General features: G+C 57.9%; 20 protein-coding genes and 1 tRNA gene. 5 read left to right on the plus strand and 16 right to left on the minus strand.

Features of this window, described 5'->3' with window-relative positions; all coding sequences use genetic code 11:
- Window positions 1-76: 76 nt before the first annotated feature.
- From ACVMIH_RS25740 to ACVMIH_RS25760, 5 genes are all read right to left on the minus strand, one after another.
- Complete coding sequence (locus ACVMIH_RS25740; protein ID WP_456863851.1) at window positions 77-2,440, minus strand: PAS domain S-box protein; 2,364 nt, start codon at window positions 2,438-2,440, stop codon at window positions 77-79.
- Window positions 2,441-2,788: 348 nt separating this feature from the next.
- Window positions 2,789-3,052, minus strand: a complete 264-nt coding sequence (locus ACVMIH_RS25745) for a hypothetical protein (protein ID WP_456706866.1) — start codon at window positions 3,050-3,052, stop codon at window positions 2,789-2,791.
- Between the two features lie 135 nt (window positions 3,053-3,187).
- Window positions 3,188-3,838 (minus strand): helix-turn-helix domain-containing protein, encoded by a 651-nt coding sequence (locus ACVMIH_RS25750; RefSeq protein ID WP_456863854.1) that lies wholly within the window; start codon window positions 3,836-3,838, stop codon window positions 3,188-3,190.
- A 202-nt stretch (window positions 3,839-4,040) separates the two neighbouring features.
- Window positions 4,041-4,268, minus strand: a complete 228-nt coding sequence (locus tag ACVMIH_RS25755; RefSeq protein WP_456863857.1) for a helix-turn-helix transcriptional regulator — start codon at window positions 4,266-4,268, stop codon at window positions 4,041-4,043.
- 92 nt (window positions 4,269-4,360) lie between these two features.
- Entirely contained in the window at window positions 4,361-5,443 is a 1,083-nt protein-coding gene (locus ACVMIH_RS25760) for a hypothetical protein (RefSeq protein ID WP_456863860.1), read from the minus strand.
- Window positions 5,444-5,800: 357 nt separating this feature from the next.
- Here ACVMIH_RS25760 and ACVMIH_RS25765 point away from each other — a divergent pair, with 357 nt between their 5' ends.
- The 3 genes from ACVMIH_RS25765 (at window position 5,801) to ACVMIH_RS25775 (ending at window position 8,069) form a co-directional block, all read left to right on the plus strand.
- On the plus strand, window positions 5,801-6,247 hold the full coding sequence (locus tag ACVMIH_RS25765; protein ID WP_456863863.1) for a DUF2924 domain-containing protein: 447 nt from the start codon (window positions 5,801-5,803) through the stop codon (window positions 6,245-6,247).
- Entirely contained in the window at window positions 6,244-7,620 is a 1,377-nt protein-coding gene (locus ACVMIH_RS25770; protein WP_456863865.1) for a recombinase family protein, read from the plus strand. Before ACVMIH_RS25765 ends, ACVMIH_RS25770 begins: the two co-directional genes overlap by 4 nt.
- A 176-nt stretch (window positions 7,621-7,796) precedes the next feature.
- Complete coding sequence (locus tag ACVMIH_RS25775; protein ID WP_456863867.1) at window positions 7,797-8,069, plus strand: hypothetical protein; 273 nt, start codon at window positions 7,797-7,799, stop codon at window positions 8,067-8,069.
- A 370-nt stretch (window positions 8,070-8,439) separates the two neighbouring features.
- Here ACVMIH_RS25775 and ACVMIH_RS25780 read toward each other — a convergent pair whose 3' ends face one another.
- Window positions 8,440-8,895 (minus strand): TspO/MBR family protein, encoded by a 456-nt coding sequence (locus ACVMIH_RS25780; RefSeq protein WP_456863870.1) that lies wholly within the window; start codon window positions 8,893-8,895, stop codon window positions 8,440-8,442.
- A gap of 178 nt (window positions 8,896-9,073) precedes the next feature.
- Here ACVMIH_RS25780 and ACVMIH_RS25785 point away from each other — a divergent pair, with 178 nt between their 5' ends.
- Entirely contained in the window at window positions 9,074-9,289 is a 216-nt protein-coding gene (locus ACVMIH_RS25785; RefSeq protein WP_456863872.1) for a hypothetical protein, read from the plus strand.
- 199 nt (window positions 9,290-9,488) lie between these two features.
- Here ACVMIH_RS25785 and ACVMIH_RS25790 read toward each other — a convergent pair whose 3' ends face one another.
- Window positions 9,489-9,776, minus strand: coding sequence for a hypothetical protein (locus ACVMIH_RS25790; protein WP_456863874.1), 288 nt, complete (start codon window positions 9,774-9,776; stop codon window positions 9,489-9,491).
- A gap of 86 nt (window positions 9,777-9,862) precedes the next feature.
- Between ACVMIH_RS25790 and ACVMIH_RS25795 the strand changes: the two genes are divergently transcribed.
- Entirely contained in the window at window positions 9,863-10,066 is a 204-nt protein-coding gene (locus ACVMIH_RS25795) for a DUF3606 domain-containing protein (RefSeq protein WP_057021133.1), read from the plus strand.
- Window positions 10,067-11,241: 1,175 nt separating this feature from the next.
- On the opposite strand, the gene ACVMIH_RS25800 is transcribed toward ACVMIH_RS25795, so the two are convergent.
- The 9 genes from ACVMIH_RS25800 to ACVMIH_RS25840 form a co-directional block, all read right to left on the minus strand.
- Window positions 11,242-14,244, minus strand: a complete 3,003-nt coding sequence (locus ACVMIH_RS25800) for a type I restriction endonuclease subunit R (RefSeq protein ID WP_456863878.1) — start codon at window positions 14,242-14,244, stop codon at window positions 11,242-11,244.
- A gap of 133 nt (window positions 14,245-14,377) precedes the next feature.
- Window positions 14,378-14,779 (minus strand): TIR domain-containing protein, encoded by a 402-nt coding sequence (locus tag ACVMIH_RS25805; RefSeq protein WP_456863881.1) that lies wholly within the window; start codon window positions 14,777-14,779, stop codon window positions 14,378-14,380.
- The gene (locus ACVMIH_RS25810; protein ID WP_456863884.1) at window positions 14,779-15,093 is read right to left on the minus strand and encodes a hypothetical protein; all 315 of its coding nucleotides are present in this window, start codon (window positions 15,091-15,093) and stop codon (window positions 14,779-14,781) included. The genes ACVMIH_RS25805 and ACVMIH_RS25810 overlap by 1 nt, the downstream gene beginning before the upstream one ends.
- Window positions 15,090-16,430, minus strand: a complete 1,341-nt coding sequence (locus tag ACVMIH_RS25815; RefSeq protein WP_456863887.1) for a restriction endonuclease subunit S — start codon at window positions 16,428-16,430, stop codon at window positions 15,090-15,092. The genes ACVMIH_RS25810 and ACVMIH_RS25815 overlap by 4 nt, the downstream gene beginning before the upstream one ends.
- Window positions 16,427-18,451, minus strand: a complete 2,025-nt coding sequence (locus ACVMIH_RS25820; protein ID WP_456863890.1) for a type I restriction-modification system subunit M — start codon at window positions 18,449-18,451, stop codon at window positions 16,427-16,429. Before ACVMIH_RS25820 ends, ACVMIH_RS25815 begins: the two co-directional genes overlap by 4 nt.
- On the minus strand, window positions 18,451-18,645 hold the full coding sequence (gene mads1, locus ACVMIH_RS25825) for a methylation-associated defense system helix-turn-helix domain-containing protein MAD1 (protein ID WP_456863893.1): 195 nt from the start codon (window positions 18,643-18,645) through the stop codon (window positions 18,451-18,453). The genes ACVMIH_RS25820 and mads1 overlap by 1 nt, the downstream gene beginning before the upstream one ends.
- Before the next feature lie 339 nt (window positions 18,646-18,984).
- Window positions 18,985-19,827, minus strand: a complete 843-nt coding sequence (locus ACVMIH_RS25830) for a hypothetical protein (protein WP_456863896.1) — start codon at window positions 19,825-19,827, stop codon at window positions 18,985-18,987.
- A 747-nt stretch (window positions 19,828-20,574) separates the two neighbouring features.
- Window positions 20,575-20,664: transfer RNA gene (locus ACVMIH_RS25835), tRNA-Ser, on the minus strand.
- Window positions 20,665-21,112: 448 nt separating this feature from the next.
- Complete coding sequence (locus ACVMIH_RS25840; RefSeq protein WP_057021128.1) at window positions 21,113-22,564, minus strand: trehalose-6-phosphate synthase; 1,452 nt, start codon at window positions 22,562-22,564, stop codon at window positions 21,113-21,115.
- Window positions 22,565-22,652 lie beyond the last annotated feature (88 nt).

A 22,652-nucleotide genomic window follows, 5' to 3' on the forward strand; every position in this document is an offset into this window, starting at 1 on the left:
ACAAATGCCGCGGGCGGCGGACGGCAGGGAGATGCGCCCGGCGGGCCATGTTAGCCATCAAGCGAGGCAAATCTAGTCAGCGACGGTTCTTCATCGCATTTTCCAACCCCTGGCGGAGAGACTCTGGGGTGTAAGGCTTCACGATTAATAGCGCGCCCAGTCGTGCGGCTTCAGCTTTTACTCCGCTGTCACCTGTTGCGAGAACCAAGCGTAGATCGGGCCGACGCGCCTGGACGTCCCTTGCGAGCTGCAGTCCCGAGACTCCAGGAAGGCCGACATCCGTAAGTAAAACGTCCACAGGTTGCTCATCAAGGATCTTCAGGGCCTCCTTTGCCGTGCTGGCCTCTTTTACCTCGCACCCGATGTCGCTCAGCATCTCCGTCGTCGTTAGGCGGATAAGCGGGTCGTCTTCGACGAGCAACACGGTCGCATCCCTAATAGTCTTTGCATGGGCCGAGTGTTGTGACCCTTGAGCCACGCGCCGTTGAGCTTGATTCGCCAATACATGTCTGATTTTCCGCGCGAGCGCCTCGCGCGTGTAAGGCTTGGCCAGGAGCTCCACCCCGGGATCGAGCCGTCCGCCGTGCACGATGGCGTTCTGCGTGTAGCCGGATGTGAATAGTACGGCGACGTTGGGCAATCGCTCCTTGGCCTTTCGCGCCAAGGCCGGGCTACGCAGGCTGCCCGGCATCATGACGTCGGTGAATATCAGGTCTATCGGAATGCCGCTGTCCACGACGACGAGTGCGCTTGCCGCATCTCGCGCCTTAACCACGCGGTAGCCGAGCTCGCTGAGCATCGAGACCGCAACCTCGCGAACCTCATCGTCATCTTCAACCACGAGTACGGTTTCCTCTCCGCCTCGAACCTCACCGGCCGGAGCTCCGATTAGCGTGTCTTCGCTCGCTACCGCTCGCGGGAAGTATAGTTTGACCGTAGTCCCGGCACCGACCTCGCTGTAGATTTTGACGTGTCCGCCGGACTGCTTGAGGAAGCCGTAAACCATAGCGAGGCCGAGGCCCGTGCCCTTGTCCTCCGTCTTGGTTGTGAAGAATGGTTCATAGACACGTTCCAGAATATCTGGCGGAATGCCGACGCCGGTATCGGTGACCGCGATCATCACGTATTGCCCCGCAGACAATTCGTCATGCTGGCGGACATATTCGTCGTCGAGGAAGGCATTGCTTGCCTCGATCGTGAGCCGGCCCTCGCCATTCATGGCGTCGCGAGCGTTGATTGCGAGGTTCAACACCGCATTTTCCAGTTGATCTGGATCGACGAGGCTGTTCCACAGTCCACCCGCGACCACCGTTTCGACTTCGATCTCTCCACCGAGGGCGCGACGAAGCATCTCGTCCATGTTCTTGATGAGACGGCCGGCGTTCACAACTCTTGGCTCCAACGGCTGTCGCCTCGCGAAGGCAAGCAATTGAGAGGCAAGTTTCGCGCCGCGGGCGACACCGCCGAGGGCGTTTTGGACCCGCATCTCGGCCCGGGCATTGCCCACTATGTCTTTGCTCAGCAGTTGCAGGTTTCCACCGATGACCTGGAGCAAGTTATTGAAGTCGTGAGCAACGCCACCGGTGAGTTGCCCGATCGCTTCCAGCTTCTGCGAGCGGATCATGGTCGCCTGCGCAGCATGCAGCGCGGCTTCCGCCTCGCGCCGTTCGGTGACATCTCGTGTAATCTTGGCAAAGCCGAGGAGGGTGCCTGTTTTGTCCCGTATTGCGTCGATTACGACGTGTGCCCAGAACGCAGTGCCGTCCTTTCGGACCCGTTGGCCTTCGTGCTCCCAGCGTCCGTTTTGCGTTGCCGTCTCGAGGCCAATCCGCGGCAGCCCAGCGGCGCGGTCGGCTTCCGTGTAGAAGTCGGAAAAGTGCCGGCCTATGATCTCTTCAGGGGCATACCCTTTAATGTGCTGCGCGCCCGCGTTCCAACTCGCCACGTGGCCGCTGGTATCTAGCATGAAGATGGCGTAGTCGGTAACACTTTGAACCAGCAATCGGAACTGTTCTTCGCTTTCGCGCAGCTTTGTCTCGGCAGCCTTTCGCTCGGTCAAGTCGCGGGTGATTTTGGCGAAGCCGACAAGCTCTCCCTGAGGCGAGCGGATCGCGTCGATGACAACATGCGCCCAGAACTGAGAGCCGTCCTTGCGAACGCGCCAGCCCTCGCGCTCGAAACGACCGGTACGCTCGGCCTCTGCCAGCGCTTTTGCAGGCACGTTCTGCGACCGTTCAGCATCTGTGTAAAAGGTCGAGAAGTGTCGACCAATGATCTCATCCGCTTCATACCCCTTGAAGCGCCTGGCGCCGGGGTTCCAGCTGGTTACGCGACCCTCGCGATCCAGCATGTAGATCGCGTAATCAGTGATTGCTTCGACGAGAAGACGGTACCGGTCGTCGCTGGTCTGTGCGGCTTCGAAGCGGTTTGAGGTGTCCATGCCAATCCTATCCCTGACCCCTCGGGTTAGGACGTAATCTAGAGAAACACCGCCCGATCCATTCGGTTCCGTAGAAATGGTGCGGTACTGAAAAGAGCCATCGATTGCGCAAGGGCAGCATCCTGTTCTTGATGGCAGGTATCCGGGACCACCGCCACCTCAGGCATGATAGGCTTCGTGTATGGGATGTTATGGAAGAAGTCAGCCGCTGGCCGACCAAGGTGACCCAGCTTCACGCGCCAGGACACTAAGCTGCGGTGCCGCACTGGTCAGGTAGGGATCGACGAACTGATCTGCTGAACCGTCGCTCGATGATTTTGGCAGCTTCCTCCACCCTGCACATTCTTTTCATTCTTGTCGATCTTCATCGGCCTTCGTCAACTCGGTAAGAAACCGAGTTCGAGCAGATGGCCGCGCAGCCGCCCAGGCCATCCGGAGCACCTGAATTTCCGTCGCCTCTCCCGAAGCGGCTTGCATCCCATCTCGAATTCGCTTCCTCACTTCAGGATCTGCCATTCGCTCCTTGGTAAGCCTGCTTATTTCGGCACTACGCGAGCGCATAAGTTCTGCCATGCGAGCTTTGGTTTCAGGCGAGTGTTTCCGCTTGATCATGCATATTCTCCGTCGTCTTAATGGACGCCTACGTGTGGCTTTTTGTATTTAATTCCAGAACTTTGCGTACGAACCACACCGGTCGGGTGGTCGGGGCGTCCTAGACTTTCGCCCCCCCCCGGGCCTCCGCGCCCGTCACCCTTGCGATCGCGCCAGGCTGCGCGCCGCAAACACCACGCTGCGAAGCGTCTGATCGTCCAACTTGCCCTGACGCTCGAGTCTGGTGAGCCGTTGACGCTGGTTGTCATTCATATCGCCCAGAACAAGCCAGCCATCATAGCCAATCCTTTGAGCTATTCGATGTTGAATGACCTCTACGGATTCCTGCTTTGCTCGGAAGGCCTTGAGGCGGGCTTCCACGCCCTCGAAGGAGCCCTTTGTGCGTGAATGTTTATCTGAAGGTTCTATGGAAGGTTTGTACCGCAGGCTCTGCGGCGTGGGCTCTCGACATTTTGCGGCCTGGTCGGACCGCAAGCCGAGCGCTTGCGAACCCATTTCTGTCCCCTCTCGTTGGTCTGCTTGCATGGCCAGGCTATAGCGATAGCCAGCGTAATGCCCCCGTCGCTTTGGCATGGCTTCTCGCTTGATGAGCTTTAGCTCCTCTAGTGCATTTGAATGACGCTGAACGGAATCAACGGACTGCTCGGTGTCCCTGGCGAGCCTCTCCTGGGAAGGCCAACAGACTCCGTCCGCGTCCGCGTAGTTGGCAAGCGCAAGCAAAACTGCTTTGCGCCTCGCTGATCCGGTTTTCTGCTTGATCGCCCAGGCGGTGGCTTGCCAACTCATAGGCATCGATCCACTGCTGCACGAATTGCGCTAACCGCTTCTTTTTGTTTGGGGAAGGTGCCCAACGGTTGGTCGCCCCGGTCGAACGCATCGAACTCATTCCGACCAATGCGAACAAAGCGTCCGAGTCGCTCACGCCCCAGATATACCGAATATGTTTTCGGCTCTTCTTCCGAATGATCGCTTGATGGGTTAGGGAGCTTTATCTGCACGACTGACGCTCCACGGATCCGCCGCAGGTGTTTGCTTCGATCCAGCCAATTAGATCGCGTCGGCGGTATCGGACGGCGCGGCCAACCTGCACGAACGGCGGACCGGCGCTTCGCAGACGCCACGACTGCAGCGTACGAATGGAGAGATTCAGAATTTCGGCTACCGCAAGCTCGGTCAGCAGCGCATCGGGGTCGTGCTGTACTGAAATCGAATTCATCTACGTTAGTCCCACATCAATTTCGATGGAGACGAACGTGGTTGAATTTCAAACGAGCGAATACCTAGTGAATTAGAGAAGATCTCATACGATTATTTTCGGTACGATTTCTTCGGCGCGCCCGCGCGGCTCCACGCCTCGACCGCATCAGGGACGGCCTCTTTTGCCGCGTCCCAGGCCAAGCAAAAAATTCCCCAACCCAGATTACCACCACAGACAATCTTTGCGTCGCGAAAAATCATGCGCTTAGTTTTGGGCCTGTGGTGCGGGCTATCCTTCATTAGCTTGCAAAGGTAATCTAAACACCGGTCGGATCGCTCCTGAAACTTATTTTTGTGATTACCCGCTTTGGTTTCGTTGCTCTTATCGACAGAAGAAGCAGGGCTAGCAGGCCTCAGCAGAACAGCCCGCCAACGCAATTCGTACCATTCGCTGTTGTCGAGCATTGGGGTAACCTCGGTTTCTTCGTCCCCCCAATCCCTGTCCTGCAGCAAGTCTCCGGTTCTCCGATCCAAGTAGTAGCCGGGCGCTCCCCAAATCGTGGGGAGAATCTCTCTCGAGTCCCTTTCCCAGACAGGATCTCCGACAGCGACAAACAGACCGGATTGCAGCGCTCTAACCATGGCTCGATAGCGTCCCCTGAGCACCTTCTCGACTTCGGCTGTCTCGGGAGTGTGGATATAGCCTGGAAGGTAGTTCTGGATTGGATCCGTGAATTCGCCGATATCAATGAGACCATCCGGATCCAGCGGCCAGAAGCAAAAATCGCTCCTTTCCGACGGTCGATAGACCCGCCGCAGATCCGGTGAACGCACGATCGCAAACTGGGCAAGGTGTTGCACCTCTGGATCCCCAACGACAAAACGATTGAACAAATCCTTCAGGGGAATATGGCCCAAGTGCTCAACTGCGTTCGGCGCCTCCATTACCGGGAAAATGCGCAGATCGAAAACAGGCATGCCTCCGCAGATAGCCTCTCTTTTCGAGGCCTTGCTTCTCCCGGAGAAAATGCTGTCACGCCAAAGCGAGGGAGGGACGTAGGACAATTCAGCTCCAGGATCGCTCAATCGACCCCAAGCCAGCAACTCGCCACTACGCAAATGGATTTTGGAATTCGGCACACGCTCGAGAGCCTCGTCCAAGGTCCATGCCTGGAAATTTGAGCCGTCTTTCATTCCCCACCCGAATCAGGTGGCTAGTTTTTCGAACGGCGGGACCGAGTGGAAGCTTTTAGTCGAGTTCATTCCACAGAAACACCGACGCAGCCAGTACGATCAAATGCGATCAAATGCCGGCCTCTACCGTTTCATATGAAACCGTTGGACCAGGCAGACCGACTACGCCGAATGACGGCGTATGACTGCACATCACGATAACTCACTAAACGAACTGGGGGCCCTTCTAGCCGCCGGCCTCCAGCGTCTTCTGGAGCGAAAGTCCAGTCCTTTATCTCACCGCAACGAAGAAAATCCGCTCGACTGTGACGAGCTGGTTGAGGGTCATGTCCGGCAAAATAACAAGGAATTAGCTCTGTGAAGACCCACGTTCTGTCGCAGCTGGCGGCCCTGAAGAGCGCCCCTGTGGACGTCCTTAAAGCCCGCTGGCGCGAGCTCTTTGATACCGAGCCTCCAGCCTACAACCGGCGCTTCCTGGAGAATCGCTTGGCCTACCGGATCCAGGAACTGGCTTACGGTGGGCTCAGCCGCGAGACTCACGACCGCCTGAAGGCCATGGCCGCGCAATACGCCAATCAGGAACCGACTGAGCGCAAAGCCCGGCCCGCACTTCGGCCAATCGCCGGAACCAAGCTGATCCGAGAATGGCAAGGCGTGGAATATTCGGTGACCGTCCGTTTGAACGACTTCGAATATCTTGGCCGGCCCTACAAGTCCCTCTCCTCGATTGCCCGCGACATCACAGGCACGAAATGGAATGGCTGGGTCTTTTTCGGCCTTAAGAACACACTGGATCGCAGATGAGCCTTCGCCATCGCCCGCAAAGCGGCGCAAAGCGTTCAAGCCCATTTGATACGAGCTCACGGCCGGGCGCTGTTCGTAAAACGCGTTGCGCCGTCTACACCCGCAAGTCGAGCGAAGAAGGGCTCGACATGGATTTCAACTCACTCGACGCGCAGCGGGAATCCTGTGAGGCCTACATCACAAGCCAAAGAGCCGAGGGCTGGGCTCCAGTTTCAGACCGCTACGATGATGGCGGCTTCTCGGGCGGCACGTTGGAGCGCCCCGCCCTCAAGCGCCTCCTGGAGGACGTCAAAGCCGGGAAGATCGATGTCATCGTCGTCTATAAGATCGACCGCCTCTCTCGCTCGATGCTCGATTTCCTTCAGCTGGTTGAGCTCTTCGAGCAGCACGGAGCCACATTCGTCTCAGTGACTCAGTCCTTCAACACCAAGGACGCCATGGGCCGCATGGCCTTGAACATCCTGATCACGTTTGCGCAGTTCGAACGGGAAGTGATCGGCGAGCGTATCCGCGACAAGGTTGCCGCGTCCCGTAAGCGTGGCAAATGGATGGGAGGCTGGACACCCCTCGGCTATGAGGTCCGCGACCGCAAGCTATTCGTTCATGAGCAAGATGCTGAACGGGTGCGGTCGATTTTTCAACGATTCGTCCAACTTAAGTCGGCAACGCTGCTGGCTCGCGAGCTCGTCGCCGCCGGCGCGAGAAACCGATATGGCCACGTGCTCGACAAGGGGGTGCTGTACAAGATCCTCCACAACCGGGTCTATATCGGCGAAGCCGTACATAAAGGCACATCGTATCCCGGCGAGCACGAAGCGATTATCGATCGCAAGCTCTGGGACCAGGTGCACGGCATCTTGAAGGAGAGCCCCCGCAAGCGAGCGAACAATGCCCGTGCGCGATCGCCAGCACTGCTGAGAGGCCTCCTCTTCGCTCCTGATGGGGCAGCAATGACGCCAACCAACACACGGAAATCCGGTCGACTCTACCGCTACTACATCAGCCAGACAGCCCTGAAGCAGGGCGGATCCGACTGTCCGGTCAGAATGGTGCCGGCTGCCGAGATCGAACGGATCGTCGTCGATCAAGTTCGCCTTCTACTCCAAACCCCTGAAGTCATCGTGCAGACTTGGCGTGCAGCCCGCAAGCAGCGCAAGGACGTCACTGAGAACGAAGTCCGCGACGCTCTAGTCGGATTTGACGAGCTATGGAATGAGCTGTTCCCAGCAGAACAAGCTCGCATCGTTGAGCTGCTGGTTGAGCGCGCCGACCTCGGGTCGGACAGGCTGGACATCACGCTTAGGGTTGATGGCCTCACTTCATTAACGGCCCAACTCACTACCAAGCCAAACCTCCTAGAGGCCGCCGAATGACCCGCCCAGCTCCCATTACCATCGGCCCACCTGGCCGCCCCAAATTGAGCCGTGATGGACGCTCGATTGTAGTGAGTATCCCAATTGCGTCACGCCGACAGGGAGGTCGGAAGCGCGTGGTCACCCCGGCTGACTCATCGCCCTGGTCCCCGGCTCCCACGCGCATCGACAACACCATGATCAAGGCGCTCGTTCGCGCCCATCGATGGCGGGGCATGCTCGAATCGAACCTATTTACTTCAGTCCGAGAATTGGCAAAGGCCGAGAAGATCAACGAATCCTATCTCTGCCGGGTGCTCCGGCTGACGCTGCTCTCGCCAACGCTCACGGAAGCGATTCTCAACGGCCAACAACCCATCGGGCTTGATCTGGCAACTTTGCTCAAGTCGCTCCCAATCGAGTGGGACCGGCAAGAAGCTCTCTTGCAGCAGATGGCAGCACGTGACTAGCTGAAGGCAAGCCATTCCAAGCCGCACGGAGATTTACAGCGATTGCAGTGCGCCGGCTGCCCGAACTACTCGTCAATTGCCAGTCTTGGGCCTCATTGCTCCACTGGATCGTTGCGTGACAAACAATGTCATCTGAGCCGCAACGATCGCACACCGGCGTGTATCTTTGGCGCGGATCCGCGCGCTGGCCGGGCGTTTCGGCGAGTAGATTAAAAGGATTGATCAGCAGTGTCCGCCGCAAGTCGTCGGTCCCTGTGAGTCTGAAGCTAATTTTACATCTATCGGCTTCCTTCGAAAGCCCGAACCGCGTTGTGCGACGCAATCGTGCGCCACGACGATCGCTCTGGATGATCGCGATCTTTTCGGCTGATCAGTTTAGGCGGTAGAGCGAAAAGTTTAAGAGCGACGCAAACGCCACCCAGGCCGCGTACGGGATAAATAAGAGCGCCGCCAGCCGATTGGTCCGCCATTGCAGACCTATAAAAAATAGTATCAAACCCAGCAGCAGAACGATGACCGAAAGGCCCATAGCCAAGTTATGCAATCGGAAGACAACGGGAGACCAGAGAAAATTAAGTGCCATCTGTCCGAGCCAGACCTGCAAGGCCAGGCCATTGACCTCCTGTAGGTAGGTCCGCCATCCAGCGATGGCGATCATCACGTACAGAACGGTCCAGGTTGGCGCGAACACCCAGTTCGGCGGATTGAATGGCGGTTTCTGCAGCGCAGCGTACCATGCGCCAGGCAAGTTGGTTGCACCGATCAGCCAGCCGATGCCTACAACGGCAACAAGAAAGACGAGCAGGCTGCGATTTCGTGTTTTCATGGCCGGTATGGCACGTTGGGACCAAACAAGCTTAGGTGGCGAGGCTGGACTTCGCGAGCCGCACGCCTCGCCTGCGGCCCGGCTGCAAAGTAAGCTATAACGGTAGGTGCGGATAGACTGCCGCCGGCCGGGTGTATGTTGAAAAGGAACCATCCAGCTCAAGACCTGTTTTGCTTTTATGAGCGAGCCGCTGCCAGTCCTCGTGGAGAAGTCGATTCAGATCGCCTGGGACTTCCTCGAGCGCTCCGGCGAAATCACAAATGCCGCCGATGCGAGCCGCTTCCTTCTCAGAAGTATTGACGACATGGCGCGGACTGGTGAGCATCGGCCGCTGATGCTCGCGAACAATGCCATTGACGCTTACCGGCGCTACAAGCGTCTGCTCGCGGCATGATCAACCCACATTGTCCGATCTGCGGCGGTCTGGGCTGGGTTTGCGAAAACCACCCTCACCTGGCCTGGACGAAAGACCCGCGTGGTTGCCAGTGTGGCGCAGGCATGAGATGCGCGTGCAACAGCTCCGACGACATTGATCAAGGCGTGGAGGAGCCAGATGTGAGCGGGGTTCTCTCGGAGACCCTGCCCACCGAGAACTAGTGCCGCGCGGCCTTCTTGCGACGATTGTAGGGGGAGCGGTTGATCGGCCGAAGCGAGATGCCCTCGCGCTGCGCTTTGCTTGCGATCGAACCCTTCGGTCTCTCCATCTTGAGGCTAATCACACCCGTAGGCGTGTTCGCCTTTGCGAGCGATCGAAGCTGGCTGACTTCCTTATCAGTCCAAGGCTGGCGCGAACGGCGCTTGTACTTAGGGTTGGCCTTTCGCGCGCCCTTTTTGCCGATGGGTGAACCCGGTCGTTTCCATGCTGCCTTTGCCTTTGCCATGTCGGCACCTCCTGCTCGGATCAACACATGAGTCGGCCCGCCAGTTCCTACTTAGGAACGCTGCGCCCGAGCTCGAGTTATTGGGAATGGACAGCCTTACCAAGAAAGATCAGTTCGAGCGTTCAAAGATCAATGTGCATGCGCCTGATCAAATGAGATGCTGGGCTCATGCGCTCGGTGTCTCAAAGGCAGAGCTTCGTAAGGCGATCGATAAAGTCGGGAATTCTGCTGCGGCCGTCCGCAAGGAGCTGGAGGCGAGCCATGACGAGAGAGCAGGAAGTCAGCTCTGAGTGTGCACGCGAAGCGCGAAGACAGGCCGCTCTCCTTCCGCCCGGCCCGATCAGAGATGCGCTGCTGGAGAAGGCTCACCAGTACGAATTGGCCTCTAAGACTGATTTGCATCACAATGCCGAAGAACCGCCCCTGGGATCCCGCTGAAGACGGCACTCTGCAAAAGCTAATCGCTGAAGGCCGTTATGCCGTCGACATTGCCGTTGAGATGAACCGAAGCGAAGCCGCGGTACGGCTCAGGGCCAAGGTTCTGGGCCTAACCTTCGCCGCCGCGCCGCGAGGGCCGAGGCCAAGATAACGCAGGGTTCGATAGCGGGGGCAGCCGAACGATGGGACGACCCGTACGCCGGCTACTTGGATCGGATTCCGATGGGCCCTGGAGAATTCTGGCAAGCGCTGAAGCGCGGCATCGATGAACCGCAGGTGAATGCACCGTTCAGCGAGTATTGGAATGCGCGACTGATAGTCTGCTGGGTTATCGCGCAACAAGGGAGGACGATCTCAAGATGAAAAAGCTATTGGCATCCGCAGTTATCGGTTGTGCTTTTTTGCTTATGCCAATGCTGTCGGCATCTGCCATGCCGATGGCACCGCCACAGACCCTGGCAAACACGGACGATGGAGTCATCCAGGTCAGAGGCGGCCACGGACATGGACATGGACACGGGTGGGGCCATCACGGCGGTCGCGGTCATCACTACGGTTGGGGCCGCGGCCACCACTATGGCTGGCACCGAGGCCACCACTACGGTTGGCGCCATCATCACCGCCATTGGTGGTGACGTCCTGATCGAAAAAAGAGAGGCCGCAGCAATCTGCGGCCTCTCTTTCATTTCTACGACTTCGTTAGGACCGCCGGCCACCGATGCCGTATGCAAATTGGTTGCATGGTGTCGCAGGGCTGCATCGGCCCGGATTCGCCCATCGAATGTTATGGAACTTCACCTTGTCTTTAGAGAGAGCGAGAGAGTTCGAATGGCGCTTCCCCACCCGGTACCTCGCCCAAATAGAATCGACCCTAACTCAAGTTCAATCCTCTAGACGTAATCTGAGGCGTGATCGGAAAAGCAAGAAATTTTCCTTAATTGCAATATCTGCGCCCTCGGCCGGGTGGTTTTGACCGCGAACGCCTAAAAGGCCATTTTTGGATCCGGCCCGGCTCAACAATCCCTCTTTAGATCAGGCCTTGTGGACCCTCCCGGACCTCTCGAATCGCTCGGTTGAAGAAATGGCGGATTGCCTGCTCGCGGGCTTGAGGATCACTCAACACGATGTTCTTCATCTCATTGTCGCGCTGGAACATCTTGATGGCTCCTTTGAAGAACGCTTGACTGAAAGCTGAGAACACCACGTCGGCTGGGTTGTTGCGCAGCATATCGGCGAGGCCCTCGTCCATGATCTCGCGGTTGACCTGCTCGAAGCGGAGGAAGTCTTCACGCGAAAACGCCGTTCCATGGCGGTCATTAAATGCCTTGATGATCTCGGAGAGCGAACGCTCTTCTTCTTCCGTATACGGCTTGGCAGCAAATTCGCTGATGGGCTTGAGCGTTTCTCCGTCGCCGGCTGTAAGTGATGCCGAGCCTTGCTCTTTCTGTTCGACGCGAAACGCCTGAAGCCGAAGCATGTCCTCAGTGATCTCGATATCGGGCGGCACCTCCCGGTTCGGCAACAATCGCGACAGCCAGGCGGAATAAGAATACAGCGTCTCAAGGCCGGTGTCGCCGAGCCGGATCACCTGCGCGACGAAGCTGTAGAAGCGCATATAGCTTTTCAGAAGCTGGCGAAACTCTTCCTGTCGTCCCTCATCGTCCTCTGCCTCAAAGCGGAGCACCGCCTGCCGCACCAGCCCTTCCAATCGCGCCCGATCGTGAGTATCGAGTGCGCCCTTATAGAAGGTCTCGGCGAAGCGCTCGATCTCGCCCTGGTCTAGGACGCCGAACGTTCTTAGTCGTGCTTCCAGTTCGTAAATCTGATTGGGGTCGGAAGTAGCTTCCAGTGCTGTCACCTCGAAGAAGGGCTTGAAGGCGCGCTGCATATCCTCGGTGGTGTTCTGAAAGTCGAGGACATACGTCCGGTCCTTCGCCGGAAAGGTTCGGTTAAGGCGTGAGAGAGTCTGAACGGCCTGAAGGCCGGCGAGTTTCCGATCCACATACATTGCGCAGAGTTTCGGCTGGTCGAATCCAGTTTGGTACTTCTCCGCGACGATCAGTACCTGATAAGCATCCGTGTCGAAGCGACGTGGCAGCTCGCTTTCGGAGAAGCCGTTCAGCTCCGCCTCGGTGTACGTCTGGCCGTCGACTTCCAAGTCGCCTGAAAAAGCGACCAGAGGTTTCACGTCGTTGTACCCATTGGTTTTGAGGTAGTCTCGGACGCCAAAATAATAGCGAAGTGCGTGCTCGCGGCTTCCGGTGACGACCATTGCCTTGGCGCGGCCTTCGAGCTCGTCCAGTACATGGCGCCTGAAGTGCTCGACAATGACCTCAACCTTCTGGCCGATCGCGGTCGGATGGAGCGAGGCGAAGCGTGCCACGCGACGCTGAGCCCTGCGAGTGTTCAGCTCGGGATCATCCTCAATTGTCTTTTCGAGTTGATAGTATGCTTTGTAGGTCATGTAGTTCTGGAGTACATCCAGAATGAACCCCTCCTCGATGGCTTGACGCATGGAATACAGGTGGAATGGGTGTGGTAACCCGTCAGCGCCCTTTGTACCAAACCGCTCCAGCGTCACGTTGCGTGGCGTGGCTGTGAAAGCGAAATAGCTGATGTTCGGCTGGGGCCCGCGCGCTTTCTGATAGTCCGCGATCAGATCCTCGATGTCGCGATCTCCGTCGGCCTCGTCTCGAGTTAGAGCGTCGCTCATCGCCTGCGCGCTTTTGCCAGATTGGCTGCCATGTGCCTCATCGATGATAACCGCAAAAGTCCGGGCGCCCTGACCGGAAATCTCCTTCAAGTGGTCAGTCGAGAATTTCTGAATGGTCGTGATAACAATCCGCGCGCCACTCTCCAGGGCGGCCTTCAGTTGTCGGGACGTGCCGTCTATTTTCTTCACGACGCCTTTTGTCTGCTCGAACTGCGCCACGGTGCTCTGAAGCTGCCGGTCGAGCACGACGCGGTCAGTGACGATAATGGCCGAATTGAAGATCGGCTTGTCCGCATCGTCATGCAGGTTCGTGACCTGGTGCGCTGTCCAGCCGATGGTGTTCGATTTGCCGGAGCCGGCTGAGTGTTGGATCAGATAATTGTGGCCTGAGCCGAAAGCGCGCGCATGCATCATCAGCTTACGTACCGCGTCGAGCTGTTGGAAGCGTGGGAAGATTAGTGTCTCCCGCACTTCCATTGAACCGCTCGAAGTCAGCGTTTCTTGCCGTTCCAGATGGAGGAAGCGCCCGATAATGTCGAGAAGCACGTCGCGAGACAGCACCGCCTTGCCCTCTGGAAGGTCGGCATAAAAGTAAGCCACGCGAAACTCGCCTGACACGTCCGGGTTTCCAGCCCCGCCGTTTCGGCCACGGTTGAACGGCAAGAACCGGGTCTTGCCGTTTTGGAGGCGCGTTGTCATCGAGATATTGTCTTCGTCCATCGCAAAATGGACGAGCGCACCGCGCTTAAAGGTCAGGAGCGGCTCGCCGGCAGGAGAGCGGTCGTAGCGATACTGCTTTTCCGCATGGCGAAAGGTGGAGCCAGTCAGCAGATTCTTCAACTCCGCCGTCGCCACTGGGAGACCGTTGACGAACAGAGCCAAATCGATGGCATTCTCCGAACGATGGCTATAGCGGAGCTGTCGGATTACGGAGAGGATATTCGCCTCGTAGAGGCGCATCAGGCCGACGTTCAACCCGGACGCGGGCTTGAGGAAGCAGAGCGCCAATCGGATGTTGGGGATTAGCTTTAATCCGTGTCGCAGTACATCAAGCGCGCCGCGAGTTTTCAGTGCCTTGTCCAGCTGTTTGAAAAACTCGGTCTCCGCGGCAGCGGCATATTGCGCCTCCAGCTTCTGCCACTCATCCCGCTGTGTTTCTTTGACGAATCGAAGGACAAGCTCTCGGTCCATCGCTAGGCCGCGGTCATAGTCCTGCGGAAGGCGGCCGATATAGCCCTGTTTGGCGACTAGGTGATCAACCAAGTGCTCTTCAAGCACAAGCTCGCGATGAACATTCTGAGCGGCGTGGGCAGTCATGCTAACGCCTCACGCAATAGGTTATCCAGAGTCCAGGCACGTTCGAAACTGTGGTGAGCGAGCTGGCCGCCCGGCTTCCCCAAGCCCGCTTTCACGAGACGCGGATAAGTGCTGAACGGTGGCGCGGTCCTGTTCATGCGGATGCCTCCGCAATCTTGCGCGGGTCGATCTGGAAGCCCGCTCCCTGCAAGCGCTGCGCGAGCTTGGGCACGATCTCTCGAACGTGGTCATTGAACTCAATATAAAGAATCCCCCCCGCATCCGACGGCATCTCCAGTGCCCCCTTCTTCAGGATAACCATCTTCTGACGACCAAGCGCCGCCATGACCATGCCCATCTCAAGGATCACATTCTGACGTGCGCGCGGTTGCTTCTCGGTGTCACCGGCGGATTTCGAGTAACCGAAGTCATCAGGTGTTAAGAGGACGATGCCGAATGCGGCCTCGCGGTAAATGTTCTGCTCAAGTGCCTCGATGATAGTCTTACTCTCGCCGTCGGCGTTCTGAAGTATGAACGGCTGAAGCCCCAAACGCATCAGAACGAGTTCAAGCTGGTCACGGGCGTCGCGGTCGTGGCCATGGACCACAAGATCTTTGCGTTCGCGGCAGCCGAGACTGGCGTTGTCGTCGTCGCCCCAGCGACGACGCCGGAAAAGGCCGCGCGGAAGCCGTCCTGGTTATGGCCTTGAAATTGGATCGTCCCCTTTGCCGGCCACCAGTTCAAAATTTCTCCTGTCCGACCCCGGAAGGAATGATTGCCGCCTTTGTCGTTGTTCCGCCACTCACCGACGAGCCCGCAGACATCGACAGCTGCCTTCAGCTCATCAAGCGTTCCGTGAAACTTCGTCATGCCTGCACCGCCTCCTGGATTTTTTCAAGCCGCTGCTTCGCCGTGCCATGCATACCCCAAGCGGTTACATCGATCGCACCAACGACGGCGGCAGTAATGAGCGCGGCGCGAAACTCTCTTGAACGATCTATGGAGCGTTGTAGAGGTTCGATTGTGGCCTCGGCCTGCGCACTCTTAGCCCTAACCAGACGGACGATTTCGTCCTGTTCTTCGGGTGGTGGCACAAGGCCGAAAAGATGTGCCATGCGCTCGCTCTTGATTCCCGAAGCGGTGGATCCAGAGGCGTAGAGGTTTAGTGAACGTTGAAATGAAGCTGACATCATGAACTCGGCCAGAAAGTTGTTGGAGACCAAGGCCTCGTTGGCTCTGAACTTCATAATTCTCTGTGCAAACGCAACATCAAGTCGATCAACTTGCGCAATATTGCCCAAGGGAGCTTCAGTCGTAAAAAGCACGTCTCCGATCTTTGGCTTCCCACGAGCGCTCAGCTTTTGCCAATCTTCCTCAGTTGTGAACTCTTGAGAGCGTTCATAGTCAATTTTGCCCGTGCGAATGTTTCGTGCGGTTACCAGGAAGATGCCGTCGTTAACCTTCTCGGGAGTGCGACCGCGATAATCGACTTTCGATGAAATCAGACGATTGAAGCGACATACCGTCCAATGTTCTGGGACTTGTCCAAGCCAATCGACGCCGCTTTCTTTATAGCGCGCTTCACGGTTGAGGCCTTTGCAAACCAGTGTGTCCCGCAGCGCTTCCTGTTTCCCAATAAGAAGCTCCGCTAATCGCTGTTTCTTCTCAATCAGCTGATCGATGCGAGCAGTTTCGCGGTCGAGGAAATTCGCGATGGCATTTTGGGTAGGTAGGTCAGGGGTTGCAATCCAGTCATTGGGAAAATCTGCAAACTTGATCGACTGCCGCACGCCCCCGCCGAGGGAATAGTAGTATTTTGCGAGGTCAAGTGCGAGCAACGCAAATGCCCAAAAGCGGGGGTCGTGATCCTTGCCCAGCTCAAGCGCATCATAAGCGGATGTGATGATTCCGCGTTCTTTGACCAAACCCTGCCGCAGGCTGCGCTTGTCGTTCTGCAGATCGGTCAACCTCATTACGATGTTGCCGGGCTCAACGAGCTGATAGGTCTCGAAGCTCTCCGGTAACAAGCCTTCAGCTGCATCGATGTCTTTTTGGATGATGCGTCCGTAGCTCAACGAAAGCAGGTTCTCTTCCTGCATTCCGGTGTTCTTTAGACCCTTACGTACATGAAAAACGTGATGGAGCTTGTTCAAGCTCCAATGAACAGGCGGGGCGGCGGAGTGCACGCGCTCTTGAAGAGTTTTCACGCCACGACCTCCCTTAGTAACTTGGCGATCTCGGCCTCGAGCGCCTTCAGCTCGGAGTCAATCTCATCAAGCGGGCGTGGCGGGACGTAGCGGTAAAAATAGCGGTTGAAATTGATCTCAAAGCCAAGACGGCCAACATCGCCGTCGCGGGCGTCGCGGTGGCTCTCGTCCACCCAGGCATCCGGCACGAAGGGCTTGACCTCACGCGCCATATAGTCACGCCATTCCTCTTTCAGCGGCACAAGTTCGTGCTCACGCAGCTCAGCATCGGGCTCGGGGTTGCCGTCCTTGTCGATGCAGATGTCGGCCTCCTCGTCCCGCTCCGACAAAGCTGCCAGGATGGCCTTGCGGATCGGCGCGCCGACCTTTACCCCCTCGGCCTTCAGCGCCTTGCTCAGTACCTTCTCGAAAGCATCGCGGTTCGTGAAGAGCGCCTCACCGATGCTAAGAAGAGCAACCTCGATCTCCTTCTGCTCGTTCTCCAAAAGCCTCTGGAACGCCTTCTCTTCCCGAAGCAGGACGATTCGATCGTGGCTGGCCTGGAAGTTTAGACGCAGCGGGCGTTCGACGCGAATTTCGCGATAGCCGAGGTCAGCCGTGTCAAATATCTTGGAGAACTCGCCATACTCGCCGTTGCCACTGAGCATCCCTGCATAGATACGGACGATTTCCTTGCGCGCCTCCTCGGGAATTTCCCGTCGCTTGGAGCCGAGCGACTTGCGCATCGATTTCCAGAAGCGCTCTCCGCTGGCATCGATCAGCTGCACCTTGCCGCGCCGCGCTTTTGGCTTGCGATTGGTCAATAGCCAAACGTAGGTATGGATACCCGTATTGTAGAACAAGTCGGTTGGTAGGGCCACGATGGCTTCGACTAGATCCTTCTCCAGCATCCAGCGGCGGATTTCACTCTCGCCAGAACCTGCGCCGCCTGTGAAGAGCGGGGAGCCGTTCATGACAATGCCGATGCGTGAGCCAGTCTCATCGTCGCGCATCTTGGCGACCATGTGCTGGAGGAACAATAGCTGCCCGTCGGAGATGCGCGGCAGGCCGGCACCGAACCGGCCGTCGAAGCCCAGCGTCTCGGCCTCTTCCCGGATAGGGTCCTGATACTTCTTCCAGTCGACGCCATAGGGCGGATTGGAGAGCATGTAGTGAAACGATTTGCCCTTGTGCGCATCGTTCGTCAGTGTGTTGCCGAACGCGATCTGTTCGGGATCGTGGCCCGTTACCAGCATGTCGGACTTGCAGATGCCGAAGGACTCGCCGTTCAGCTCCTGCCCGAATAGTTCGACTCGGATCGAGGGATTGAAATCCTTCAGCGCTTCCTCGGTCAACGCCAGCATGCCGCCGGTTCCGCAGGCCGGGTCGTACACTTGGCGGATAATGCCCTTGCCAGTCAGCTTGGTGTCGTCGTTGGCAATCAAAAGATCAACGATGAGGCGGATGACCTCGCGCGGCGTGAAGTGCTCACCGGCCGTTTCGTTCGAGATTTCCGAGAACCGCCGGATCAGATCCTCGAACAGATACCCCATCTCGATGTTGCTCACGCGATCGGGGTGCAGGTCGATCTGCGTGAAGCGATCGAACACCTGCCAGAGGATGCCGCCTTCGTTAAGGCGCTTGAGCTGGTCGGTGAACAGGAACTTGTCGAGGAAGATGTCGCGGACGTTGCCCGAGAATTTTGTGATGTAGTCAATCAGGTTGGCATGAAGCTGGCCGGGATCCTGGGCCTTAAGGCTTTTGAAGGTGAAGGCGCTGAGGTTGTACACTCGGATGTTGCCGCCGGCTGCGCCGAACAGGATCATGTCGCGAGTTTCATCGTCCACGCCGTCCGGCAGCGCCTTGGCCGCGTTGAGCACGCCCGTCTTCGACACCTCTAAGATGCAATCGAGGCGCCGGAGCACGACGAACGGCAGGATGACCTTGCCATACTCGGACTGCTTGAAATCACCGCGCAGGATTTCCGCGATCGACCAGACGAAGCTTTCAAGGCTCTGAACCTTGGCATTTGCCCCCGACACTATTCTCTTTCTCCTTCATTCACTGCGGCCGACTGTCGTTCGATCCATCTGTCGATCTCACCGCGCCGGAAACGCCAAGCTCCACCGACCTTGAAGCCCGGAATCTTGCGGTCCGCTGCGAGGCGGTAAGCCGTCTTCTCGGTGAGCTTGAGATACTCAGCCACCTCCCGAATCGTCATGATGTCGGTTTCCACCACGGCTCCCTACCGGAGTATCCAGCCCGAAATGAGAGAATACGGGAAAAATCGGGAAATCCAAGTCGAACAAAAGGCTGCGGCTCGCGCCCCGCACTCATGCGGCCCCTGGTCTGGGCACTAGATGTCGTCGGCGATTTCCCCCAGGCACTCATCGCGAAAAAATCCATTTTCGAGGCCGCGCGTCGGACCGTGCGGCGCTCTCTAGGGCTTCTGCAAACCCTGGAGTTGGCATGAGGTGCTATCTACCCATAGCAACAGTCCTACCGATCTACACCAAAACGTCCGGCCACAAGCTCTGCATTGTTGTAGTTTGAAACCCCGACGCAGCACGCGATACTAGGCCCACTCGTCAATGAAGCTACAAACTCGTTGTACGGTTGCGGCTTCAAGCTCTCCGATCAAAACGAAGCTCCTGTCATTCAGGCCGTTCATCGAGGGGCCGAACAACCCAGAGATCTCACCACTGCGGTGCCGCACCAAGTAGAATCTGTCATGAAAGCGCGTGCCGGTCTTCGTTCTGAAATATGTGAATTTGATCTTGTAACCTCGATTTTCGCCGTGTTGCTTCACACTCCGGCGCCAAATCCAACCGGATTCTGCCTTCTTGCCCTTCGCAAAGGGCGGCTGGAAGATCGTCAGCGTGCCTGATGTCGGAATCTCAAGCAGGTCCAGATAGGTTAGAAAGTTGTTGATTCCTCCGACCGTGCCCTCTTCGCCCTTGTCGGCATAAATGAACGGGTCCGTAATTAGCAAGTCTTTGGCCGGTCCTTTGCCGCTATGTACCTTGCGGGCGGCATCCAGAAACGCATTCGATTTGGCGCTCCAGCCGCCCGCGACTGTCATTAACTCAAGGACGATTTCTCCGCTCATTGCGGCGGCCTCGCTGCTGGACGAACCAGCAGAGCCGGGATGAGGACGGCCGAGTTGAAGCGGGCAGTCCGGCTGTGCGCAGGTCCCAGCACGCACTGTTACGAGGGGGCGCGGATCATCCGTCGCAAGCCAGCTCCTAATATCGCTTCGAAAATCCTCGGCGTGCCAAAACTCTTGCTGAGGAGGTTCCCTAAACCAATGCTCGCCGTTGAACAGTTCTGGTGCGATACGTCGGATGGCTTCTCGATCCTCAGGCCGAGGAGGAAGGCCCATGCGCAAACGCCAAAACCAGTCATCCGAATTCGACACCAGGTAAGCTCCCGATCCATTGTTTTCTGTTCTACTGTGAATTGTAGGTCAAACGCCATTCTCCTTTCGCCAAGATGCTTGCACGTCAATTCCGACTCTCGGCTTACCGTTTTGAAAGAGCAGCCAGTAAGGACGATACTTGATGGAGTTGGACCGGCGCGATCGTCTTAGGGTCGATGTGATTGGCCGAGGGCGCAATTGAGCGGCAGCTAGGGTGCGCCTTCATTTCCACGACGTTCCTCGAACGGGACCGATACGGCGCCGGATGACGGTAAATCTTGATGCGGCCGTTGTTCAGCGGAGGACGTGAAGAGCAATTCGCGCTTGGGCCCGGTCCTGAGCTGAAGGCCGACCTTCGGAAGCTTATGCGATCTCGCTCGAGAGGGGTTGCCGTAAGTCCGGAGATTAGGTCGAAAGCGGCCTGGATTTTCAGTCCAAGAGAAGCGGTTTGTCGAGCAAGGACGGACGCAGGATTTGCTGGCCCAGGCGATAGAAATCGAAATACCAAATCGCTATTTGGTTGAGCGAGAGAGATTCAAAACTGGCCCGTATGAGGGCCTAGCTTTTCGCCGAAATACCGTACTGTACCAATTCCCAACGTTCTAGGATTCGGAGAAAAATGCGTTCTCCAGCCCCATTTGCGGCTCGTTTTTAGTACGGCCAACATTCTCCAGGGCAAAAAGATTCACGAAAACGGCCGAGTTTTCGGCCCCTCTCCGTTTCGAGGTACTAAATTTCGAGGCAAAGTGGCGGAGAGAGTGGGATTCGAACCCACGGTACGGTTTCCCGCACACACGCTTTCCAAGCGTGCGCCTTAAGCCACTCGGCCATCTCTCCGGGAGGCCCTCTCTTGAAGGGCTGAGGCGGATTTTGCAAGGGAGCGCAGGCCGGGAGCGCGAAATTTCCACAACAGATTGAAAACATTGGGTAAATTGATAGCGACGGCAGCCGCGCGCTGCGGCCTTGCGCGTGGACGCGCGCGATTTTGGCCGGCGGTCGGTCAGGGACCGGCGCAAATCAATGAGTGCATCCGATCAGCCCGCCTCTTCGTCCGGAGGCTCGCCGCAGACGAGAGCCGGGAATCTATTGGACCGCATCGCTCCTGGAAGAACGGATGCCGGATTCCCGCTTTCGCGAGCCCCGTCGCGAGAACGCGAAGTTATGACCACTGGCCGCGCAACACATTCAGTGTCGTTCCCTGCCTAGTGCGCAATTACGCATTAGCAGGGACGACAGAACCGCGGATGGGCGAACTAACGCACCCACCCTGCATCGTCATGCTCGCTCAGTGATAGCGCGCGGCAAAATCCGCCGTGCGGCGCGGCCACAGGGTTGGTGGCTCCGGCAGCGCCGCGTTTCCCGCATTGTGCGTATCCTGCAGCGCCTCGATGAAGTCGGCGAACCATTGCTGGATGGTGCCGCTGTTGAGCTTCTCCATCATGGCTTCCCAGCGCATCCGCCGCTCGGTCAGCGGCATCGCGAGGGCCGTCGCCAAGGTGCGCGCCATGCCGTCGATATCGTGCGGATTGACCAGCAGCGCCGCGTCGAGCTCGTTCGCCGCACCGGCGAATTTCGACAGCACCAGCACGCCGGGGTCCGCCGGGTTTTGCGCGGCGACATATTCCTTGGCGACGAGGTTCATGCCGTCCTGCAGCGGCGTCACGACGCCGACCTGCGCGGTGCGGTAAAGGCCTGCGAGCACGCCCTGGCCAAAGCCCTTGTTGAGGTAGCGGATCGGCGTCCAGTCGACCTCGCCATGCACGCCGTTGACGTCGGTGACGAGCTTCGCCACCTCGCTCTGCAGATTGCCGTAGGCTTCGATCGCGCCGCGCGAGGGCGTTGCGATCTGCAGCAGCGACACCGAACGTTTCAGGTTCGGATGCAGCGTCCACATCTTGTCGAACGCCTTGATGCGGTTGACGAGGCCCTTGGAGTAGTCGAGCCGGTCGACGCCGATCGCGAGCTTCTCGCCGTTGAGACTGCGCCGCAGCCGCGTCACGTCGGGATGCGTCATCGCCTTGGTCGCCTGCTGCGCGAACTTGCCGGGGTCGATGCCGATCGGAAACACCGCGGCGCGGGTGCGGCCGAACGACGAATTGATCACGCCGTCGCGCACCTCGAAGTCGAGATCGTGCTGCACATAGCTCAGGAAGTTCTCGCAGTCCTCATCGGTCTGGAAGCCGATCAGGTCATAGGACAGCATCGCCTCGATCAGCTCGCGATGATTGGGCACGCCCGCGATTACCGCGCGCGCCGGCCATGGCGTGTGCAGGAAGAAGCCGATCGGCTGCGTGACGCCGAGATCGCGCAGCTCGGCGCCGAGCGCGAGGAAATGATAGTCCTGGACCCAGAACACGGAATCCGGCTTGCGGAAGCGCAGCAACGCGCGCGCCATGAACGCGTTCACTTCGCGATAGCTCGCGTAGTCCTCGCGAGACGCACGAATCAGATCGGCGCGCGAATGCATCGCGGGCCACAGCGCCGAATTGGCAAAGCCTTCGTAATAGCCGCCATAGTGCGCGGCCGGCAGATCGAGCATCGCCAGCGCGCCCGCCCCGAGCGCTTCGACCTCTGCGAAAGGTTCCTTCAGGTTCCCGTCGCGGACGCGTCCGCTGGAACCCACCCATATTGCCCCTGTCTTTTCCACCACCGGCAACAATGCCGCAGCCAGCCCCCCCGTCATGGGTTCATTGGGTTTTCCGCGCGAGACGCGGTTCGATACGACGACGAGGTTCACCAGGTCCCCTCCTGTTGGTCAACTCGCGTATTAACAACCATTCATCAAGATGGTTCCTGATCAAGGAATCTCCCAATTGAAACCAAAT

The sequence above is a fragment of the Bradyrhizobium sp. USDA 4503 genome (assembly GCF_054055815.1).

Excerpts from the sequence above, each read along its gene's own strand:
- ACVMIH_RS25740 (WP_456863851.1), bottom strand. The coding sequence starts at position 2,440 with ATGGACACCTCAAACCGCTTCGAAGCCGCACAGACCAGCGACGACCGG.
- ACVMIH_RS25745 (WP_456706866.1), bottom strand. The coding sequence starts at position 3,052 with ATGATCAAGCGGAAACACTCGCCTGAAACCAAAGCTCGCATGGCAGAA.
- ACVMIH_RS25750 (WP_456863854.1), bottom strand. The coding sequence starts at position 3,838 with ATGAGTTGGCAAGCCACCGCCTGGGCGATCAAGCAGAAAACCGGATCA.
- ACVMIH_RS25755 (WP_456863857.1), bottom strand. The coding sequence starts at position 4,268 with ATGAATTCGATTTCAGTACAGCACGACCCCGATGCGCTGCTGACCGAG.
- ACVMIH_RS25760 (WP_456863860.1), bottom strand. The coding sequence starts at position 5,443 with ATGAAAGACGGCTCAAATTTCCAGGCATGGACCTTGGACGAGGCTCTC.
- ACVMIH_RS25770 (WP_456863865.1), top strand. The coding sequence starts at position 6,244 with ATGAGCCTTCGCCATCGCCCGCAAAGCGGCGCAAAGCGTTCAAGCCCA.
- ACVMIH_RS25775 (WP_456863867.1), top strand. The coding sequence starts at position 7,797 with ATGATCAAGGCGCTCGTTCGCGCCCATCGATGGCGGGGCATGCTCGAA.
- ACVMIH_RS25780 (WP_456863870.1), bottom strand. The coding sequence starts at position 8,895 with ATGAAAACACGAAATCGCAGCCTGCTCGTCTTTCTTGTTGCCGTTGTA.
- ACVMIH_RS25785 (WP_456863872.1), top strand. The coding sequence starts at position 9,074 with ATGAGCGAGCCGCTGCCAGTCCTCGTGGAGAAGTCGATTCAGATCGCC.
- ACVMIH_RS25790 (WP_456863874.1), bottom strand. The coding sequence starts at position 9,776 with ATGGCAAAGGCAAAGGCAGCATGGAAACGACCGGGTTCACCCATCGGC.
- ACVMIH_RS25795 (WP_057021133.1), top strand. The coding sequence starts at position 9,863 with ATGGACAGCCTTACCAAGAAAGATCAGTTCGAGCGTTCAAAGATCAAT.
- ACVMIH_RS25800 (WP_456863878.1), bottom strand. The coding sequence starts at position 14,244 with ATGACTGCCCACGCCGCTCAGAATGTTCATCGCGAGCTTGTGCTTGAA.
- ACVMIH_RS25805 (WP_456863881.1), bottom strand. The coding sequence starts at position 14,779 with ATGCGTTTGGGGCTTCAGCCGTTCATACTTCAGAACGCCGACGGCGAG.
- ACVMIH_RS25810 (WP_456863884.1), bottom strand. The coding sequence starts at position 15,093 with ATGACGAAGTTTCACGGAACGCTTGATGAGCTGAAGGCAGCTGTCGAT.